The organism is Oleiagrimonas sp. (assembly GCF_027858935.1).
Classification (GTDB): Bacteria; Pseudomonadota; Gammaproteobacteria; order Xanthomonadales; family Rhodanobacteraceae; genus Oleiagrimonas.
Genome location: NZ_JAQIBU010000139.1, coordinates 1 through 7126, shown reverse-complemented (window position 1 = coordinate 7126; position 7126 = coordinate 1). Strand labels below are relative to the sequence as shown.

Below are 7126 nucleotides of genomic sequence, written 5' to 3'. Positions count from 1 at the left end.
GGCGGCGCGTGCACCTTCGCGCCCAGTTTCGCCGCCGCATGCCAGGGCCAGCGCGGGTCGTAGAGCATGCCGCGTGCCAGCGCCACGGCGTCGGCCTTGCCTTCGGCGATGATCGCCTCGGCCTGATCCGGCTCGGTGATCATGCCGACCGCGATCACCGGCATCTTCACGGCGGCCTTGATACCCTGGGCGAAATGCACCTGATAGCCTGGGCCGATCGCGATCTTTTGCGCGGGGCTTAGGCCGCCGCTGGAGACATGGATGTAGCTGCAGCCGCGCGCATCCAGCGCCTTGGCCAGCTCGATGCTCTGCTTCAGATCCCAGCCGCCCTCGACCCAGTCGCTGGCGGAAATGCGGATGCCGACGGACATCGATGCCGGCATGGCTTCGCGCACCGCCTCGAAGACCTGCAGCGTCAGGCGCATGCGGTTCTCGAGGCTGCCACCGTAGTCGTCCGTGCGTTGGTTGCTCAATGGCGACAGGAACTGGTGCAACAGGTATCCGTGCGCGGCATGCAGTTCGATCAGGTCCAGGCCCAGGCGTTCGGCCCGCTTCGCGGAGGCGACGAAGGCGTCGATGAGATCGTCGATGTCGCCTCGCTGCATGGCAACAGGGGCCGGATCGCCCTCATGAAAGGGAAGGCTGGATGCGCTGATGATCGGCCAGCCGTTTTTGGCGTCCGGGGCGATCGCGCCCCCGCCGTCCCACGGCTTTTGCGTGGATGCCTTGCGTCCGGCATGCGCGAGCTGGATGCCGACCGGAATGGGTGAATACCGGCGGATCGCCGCAATGACCCGGGCCAACGCGGTTTCATTCGCGTCGCTGTAAAGGCCCAGATCGCCGTAGGTTATTCGGCCACGTGCCTCCACCGCGGAGGCTTCCAGGATCATCAATCCAGCGCCGGAAAGCGAAAGTTGCCCAAGATGCATCATGTGCCAGTCGCTGGCGCTGCCCTCGCTGGCCGAGTACTGGCACATGGGGGCCACGACGATGCGGTTGGCAAGTTTCAGCGGACCGAGCTCAAGTGGGGAAAACAGTATGCTCACGGAAGGCATTCCTCAAGTAGCGGACAATGTCCCTTGAAGTGCGGTCGGAGGGGCATGCATGCAAGGCGCGACCTTGGTCGAGCCCGCACCTTTTCGCAGCAATTTGCACATGCCGCAGTTTTGCAGGCTATGAAGTGGATGCCTCGGTTACGGTCTCCGTATCCACCCCCGGATGCATCTCCAAAGCCGTCGGGGTGGTGCGCAGCATCGGCACGAAGCCCGACGCGGCGGATTGCTCGCGATGGAAGGTCATGTAACGGAAGGCCACGTAGATGGCGGTCGAGCCCATGCACAACGCGAACCAACCGAACAGTGCGCCCGCGCCCAGCCAATGCATGATGTAGCCGGCCGCCAACGGACCCAATGCCGAGCCGATACCGTTGGCCAGCAGCACGCTGCTGCTGGCAGCCAGCAGTTCCTCGCCCGGCACGTGGTCGAGCAGATGCGCGACCACGATGGGATACACCGCGAATGCCATGCCGCCAAATACGAAAAAGGCGAACTCCTGTGCCCATGGGATCGGCGCGAGCCATGGCATCACGATGGCCACCATGGCACCGATGGCGTTGACCAAGACAAGCATGATGCGCCGGTCATGCTTGTCCGATAGACGTCCCAGCGGCCACTGCAGCGCCGCGCCACCGATGATACCGATGCTCATGTAGGTGCCGATGTGGGACTGATCGAGCCCGATCGAGGCCGCGTAGACCGGTGTCAGTCCCCACAGCGCACCCATGGCCAGCCCAGAGACCAGCGCGCCATATCCCGCGCTGGGGGCAAGCTCGAACAAACGCTTAAGCCGCAGGCGTGGACTGGGCTGCACATCCGGCTGGCGCATGCGTGTGGCCAGCACCGGCAAGGTGGAGGCGCATACGAGAAGCGTGACGATCACGAACAGGGTGCCCTGGTTTGCCGGATGAAACTGAAGGAATTGCTGCGCCAGCGCCAGCGATCCGAGGTTGACCACCATGTAGGTCGCGAACACGCTGCTGCGTTGCTCGGGCAGGGCCTGGCTGTTGAGCCAACTCTCGATGACGGTGTACAGCCCCACCAGGGTGACGCCGATGCCGAAGCGCAATACCAGCCAGCCCCATGGGTTCAAGGTCAGCGAAAGCAGCAGCACCAGACACGCACAGCCGGTGGCGCAGAAGGCGAATGCGCGGATATGACCCGTCCGGCGTATCAGTTTCGGGATCAGGTAGGTGCCGCCCAGAAAACCGGCGAAATACGCCGATGTCATGGCACCCAGCAGCGTGCTGGAAAAGCCCATGGCGCCGCCGAGCACTGGAATCAGGGTACTCAGCAACCCGGTGCCGAGCAGCAGCAGGGCGACTCCGGTCAGCAGCGAGGCCAACTGGCTGACGGTACGTAACATGCGATGAATCCTTGCCGGTCGTGACGTGCGCGTGAGATCGGGGTGGAAGGCGGGAGCTCAGACCGAGTCGGGAATCGCAGTATGCGCCCTGGTTCCGGTGGCGGCGACTGCATCCAGGAAGCCCTCACCCCAACGGGCAAGATTGTAATGCTCAACGATGTCGTACAGACCCTGCAGGCGGCTGTGTGCTTCCTTGCGGTTCATGTCCAGCGCATGCAGGCAGACATCTGCGAGATCCGCAAGATCGTGCGGATTGGTCAACAGCGCGCCCTTGAGCTCGGCAGCTGCACCGGCAAATTCGGAGAGCACGAGTACGCCGTCATGGCCGACGATGCCCTGCACGGCGACGTATTCCTTGGCGACCAGGTTGAGCCCGTCGCGAAGCGGGGTGATCCACATCACATCGGCGACGCTGTAGTAGGACAGCAATTCCTCGAAGGGAAGGGCGCGGAAGAAGAATTGCACCGGGCTCCAGCCCAACTTTGAAAAGCGCCCGTTGATGCGACCCACGGCCTGCTCGATCTGGGTCTGCAGGGTGCGGTAGATGGTCATTTCCTGCGCTGCCGGCACGCAGACGCAGAACAGGGTGACCTCACCCGCCAGGTCCGGACGTTGCTCGAGCATGCGCTCGTACGCCTGGAGTTTCTGCAGGGTCCCCTTGGTGTAGTCCAGGCGTTCGACGGAAAGGATCAGCTTTTGTCCGTTGAGCTCACTGCTCAGATTGGCCATGCGCCTGCGGGCATCGTCGGTGTCCAGCAGGCGACGGACACGATCGACGTCAAGGCCGACCGGGTGCGCGCCAAGATGCACGCGACGACGTCCGACATCGATAATCCGGCTGACCTGGTCCAGACCGGTGGCGCAGCCGTAGGTGACGAAGCGGGGCGCGCAGTTTTCGCGCTCGATCACCTTCACCGGGGCCACGCCGCGGACCACGTCGACGAAGTTCTCGACCTGGCGAGGGATGTGGAATCCGACGTAGTCGCACTGCAGCAGACTGCCGAGGATTTCACGGCGCCAGGGCACCACATTGAAGATGTCCGCGGAAGGGAAGTGCGTGTGGTGGAAAAATGCGATGCGCAGGTCCGGCCGCATTTCGCGCAGGTAAGCCGGCACCATCCACATGTTGTAGTCATGGATCCACACCGTGGCATTGGGTGCGGCCTCGGCAGCGGTACGTTCGGCGAAGGCCTGGTTGACCTGGCAAAACACCTGCCAGTGTTTGTCACGGAAACGTGCCCGTTCCCAAAAGCAGTGCAGCAGGGGCCAGAAGGCCTCCTTGGAGAAGCGCTTGTAGAAGATGTCCACCTGCTTCTTGGTCAATGGCACCCGGGCCGCGGTCAGCTCGGGGTACCGACCGGCATCCACGGCGGTGTGTACCTCGAACTCTTCAGCCGGCTTGTCGTCGTGGATGGACCACGCGATCCAGGAGCCTTTCTTGCCGTCGGCGAAGAACGACAGCAGGGTCGGAATGATGCCATTGGGCGAGCTGGGTCGGCGACGCTTGATCTGGCCGTCCTCGATGACCTCCTCGTAGGGCAGTCGGTGGTAGACCATCACCAGCTCGGCCTTGCCTGTGTCCTGGGTGCGTTTCACCATCTTCAGCTCTTCGGCGTCGAGCAGGTCGAAGTGATCCATGGCCTCCAGGATGCCCCCGCAGCCGGGCTGTTTGGCGTGCAGGGTCTTGTCCAGCGATTTGGTGGCTTCGAGCAGTCCCGGCTCGGAGTCACCGACGCAGACGCCGGCAAATCCGCGACCGTACATGGAATGGTCGTTGAGCGTGTCACCGGCGACCAGTACCCGCGAGGGGTCGATTTCCAGCTGTTCAACCAATGCACGCAGTGTGGAGCCCTTGTTGACACCGGCCGGAAGGATGTCCAGATAGCGTTTGGCCGAGTGCAGCAATTCGCAGCCCAGGTCGCGCACCTTCACGTACAGGTCGTCTGGGATCTGCTCCTCCGCGCAGAAGTAGGACACCCTTCGTTCCTGCGGTACATCCTGTCGCTGCATGCCGTGATCTTCACCGACGGCCTGGATCACGGCCTGCTCGCCAGGCCAGCGCGCGGTGATGCGACGTTGCAGGGGCTCAACCGGGTGGATGTCGTGGCCGTCGACCACGGTCGCCCCGACGTCGCAGATGATGTAGTCCGGGTGCGGCAGGGTGGGATCTGCCAGCAGCGGCAGCACCGCTTCAAGGCCGCGACCGGTGACGTACACCAGTCGCATGTCCTCACGCCGGCTGAGCAACTGGTAGAGCTGCAGGCGTTTTTCCGAATGCCCTGCCAGAAAGGTGCCGTCCAGATCGGTGGCCAGGAGGCAACGTATCGAAGAGGATGATTCGAATGCGGTCGAGGGCTTTTCGTTCGTGCTCACGCGTGCTCCTTGGACTTGAGGATGCGCTTCGCGGAACGTTCGGTTGGACCGGGGCTTGGCTGGATCGATGGCCGCGACGACCTGCGGCATGAAGCGTGGCCGCAGGCAAGTGGTGCCGGTCTTGACCGGACGACTCCGCGGGAATACCGGGTCATCAATGGCACTCCGCGAAATGCGCGGGTTCGTGAATCTTCAATTCATCCTAACAGGTCAGCCATCCACTTCGCCGCTGGACAGCGCATGCAAGTTCATTTTTGGAAAATCGATATGGCCGTCTTTACTTCCGGGTATGCATGCACAAAAAAAGGCCCCGAGATTGCTCGGGGCCTCAAGGTCCGGTTGCGAGCGTTTCTTACCAGTCGTAGGCGACGGTGCCGTAGTAGTACGCACCGCTGAAGCCGAACGGTGCCGTTTCCGGATACGGAAGGATCACGTTGTATGTGGCAGAGGCGGGCTGGCTCCTGTCCGGATACACATTGGTCAGGTTGTTGCTGCCCAGCGTGAACTTCCAGTGGTCCATCGAATAATTCACCGATGCGTCCAGCAGCACCTTGGCGCCGTAGTTCTGATCTGTGCTGTACACGGTCAGGCCCGTGAACTTGCCGTACCGGGTGGCCTGTACGTGCGCCGACCAGCGATTCATGTTCCAGTCCGCGCCGAGGAAAGATTTGGTGCGCGGCGAACTCTTGGTCAGGAACAGCTTCTCTTCCGAGTTGACAATCGGCAGAGTCAGGCCGGCCAGGCCCAGCTGTGGCGGGTTCGGTGCGATGTTCAGGATGGTGGTCTTGTTGTAGTTCATGCCACCGGTCAATTTGAGCGTTGAACTGCCCATGTAAAACGGATAGGTGACGACCAGGTCGGCACCGCGGGTCCGAGTATCGACCGCGTTGTTGAAGAACGAACCGCCATTCACGAACGGGATCCCCACGGAGGTGAGGTAGTTCTGCACCGCAGGGCCCTTGAGACTGCCACTGAGAATGATGCGGTTGTTGATGCGGACGTTGTAGAAGTCGAGGGTGGCATAAAGACCGTTCGACGGCGTGATGACCAGGCCGAGGCTGTAGTTGTGCGACTTCTCGGGCTTGAGGGGCTGCGCGCCCAGTGCCTGTGCTGCCGGATCGCTCACCGGGAAGTTGCGAACCAGGTATGGCACGCCGTTGGTGAACAGGATCGAGGTGTTGGAGTAATACTCCTGTTGCAGTGAAGGTGCGCGGAAGCCCGTCGATGCAGTGCCTCGCAAGGCCACTGTCTCATTGAACGCATAGCGGCCGGACAGCTTCCAGGCCGTGGTGCCGCCAAAGTCGCTGTAGTTCTCGTGACGTACGGCCAGTCCGGCAGTGAAGTCGTTGGTCAGGTCGCTTTCCAGATCCACGTACTCGGCCGTGTTGTGGCGTGAGTGCGAACCGGCATCGGCGGGCCGGTAGCCCGGATAGACCTGGGCGCCTGCACCGGCAAACGAAGCTGAGTCACCGTGCTTGATCTCGAATTTCTGGTGGCGGTATTCAAGGCCCCAGGCCAGGGTGACCGGGTTGGTCAGGCCGACGTCGAACTCGCGGTTGAAGTCCGCGTTGAAGATGTTGTCGCGATTGCTCAACGTGCCGATGTAGAAAGCCGTCGGCGAGTTGGGGTCCAGTGAATAGTTGTAGGTGTTGCTGGTGTGCAGCTTCCAGTGGTTGCCGCCGGTGTCGTAGCTGACGTCATAGTTCCAGTCGCCGATCATGCCGCGCAAGCCGATGACATCCTGATCGTCGCGGATGGAGCTGTTTTCCATGGGCAGATAGCCGTTGGGGTAGGTCGCCGTGGCGCCCGGATAGCTGGAATACTGCGACAGCGAGCGGAAGAATCCGCCTGACGACACGTCGCGCTTGTTGAACACACTGAACGCATACAGCTCGACGTTTGGCGTGAAATCGTATTGCGCGTTGATCGCCGCCTGCTTGGCCTTGGTCAACGGCAGGCCATAGTGGAACGTCACCGTGTTGTAGGTGGGATCGGATGGATGACGAAGGTCAGGGCCGGCTCGGTTGGTCGGATCCTGGTGCATGACATTCGCGCTCAGATGCACCCAACCCTTGCTGCCGAGCTTGAAGCCGCCGTCGGCACCGCTGTGGAAGGTCTGGCCATCGCCCTTGCTGTATTCACCGTAGGTGGCATTGACCGAACCGTGCTTGGCGCCACCCTTGAGGATGATGTTGATGACGCCGGCGATGGCATCGGAGCCATACTGCGCCGCCGCACCGTCACGCAAAACCTCGATGTGATCAATGGCGTTCATCGGGATCGCGTTGAGGTCGACCGGCGAGGAGCCGCGTCCCAGCGAACCGTTGATGTT

At 62.1% G+C, this 7126-nt stretch carries 4 protein-coding genes; all 4 read right to left on the bottom strand.

Annotated elements, in window-relative coordinates; translation table 11 throughout:
- Window positions 1-1055 (bottom strand): NADH:flavin oxidoreductase/NADH oxidase (locus PF446_RS05230; protein WP_298070192.1); only part of this gene is annotated, 1055 nt, incomplete at its 3' end.
- Window positions 1056-1173: 118 nt separating this feature from the next.
- A complete protein-coding gene (locus PF446_RS05225; protein ID WP_298070191.1) occupies window positions 1174-2421 on the bottom strand; it encodes an MFS transporter in 1248 nt (415 codons plus the stop codon).
- A gap of 57 nt (window positions 2422-2478) precedes the next feature.
- On the bottom strand, window positions 2479-4794 hold the full coding sequence (ggpS, locus tag PF446_RS05220) for a glucosylglycerol-phosphate synthase (RefSeq protein WP_298070190.1): 2316 nt from the start codon (window positions 4792-4794) through the stop codon (window positions 2479-2481).
- A 352-nt stretch (window positions 4795-5146) separates the two neighbouring features.
- Window positions 5147-7126: TonB-dependent receptor (locus PF446_RS05215; RefSeq protein ID WP_298070189.1), on the bottom strand; the 1980-nt coding region annotated here is incomplete at its 5' end.

What these genes read in the sequence shown, in the direction of transcription:
- PF446_RS05225 (WP_298070191.1), bottom strand. Translation starts at nt 2,421, where the DNA reads ATGTTACGTACCGTCAGCCAGTTGGCCTCGCTGCTGACCGGAGTCGCC.